The organism is Pseudomonas sp. HY13-MNA-CIBAN-0226 (assembly GCF_040310305.1).
GTDB classification, from domain to species: domain Bacteria; phylum Pseudomonadota; class Gammaproteobacteria; order Pseudomonadales; family Pseudomonadaceae; genus Aquipseudomonas; species Aquipseudomonas gregormendelii.
Map to the genome: position 1 here is coordinate 1 of NZ_JBEOPS010000407.1, position 257 is coordinate 257.

1 protein-coding gene is annotated in these 257 nt (G+C 61.1%); it reads right to left on the minus strand.

Annotation, left to right across the window (positions count from 1 at the left end; all coding sequences use genetic code 11):
* On the minus strand, positions 1-257 hold a 257-nt coding region (locus AAEZ05_RS29295; protein WP_350650123.1), incomplete at both ends, for a glucan biosynthesis protein.

A 257-nucleotide genomic window follows, 5' to 3' on the forward strand; every position in this document is an offset into this window, starting at 1 on the left:
GCAGTCGGGATCTCGACCAGATCGACGGAGCCTTTGCCCCAATCGCCTTCAGGTTCGATCCAGGCGCTTGGGCGCTTGTCGTAGTTGTCGTCCAGGTCTTCGTAGTGGCTGAAGTTGCGACCACGTTGCAGCAGGCCGAACCCACGCGGGTTTTCGACGCTGAAGTTGCTGACCGACAGGTGTTTGGGGTTGTTCAGTGGACGCCAGATCCACTCGCCATTGCCGGCGTGGATCGACAGGCCGCTGGAGTCGTGGAG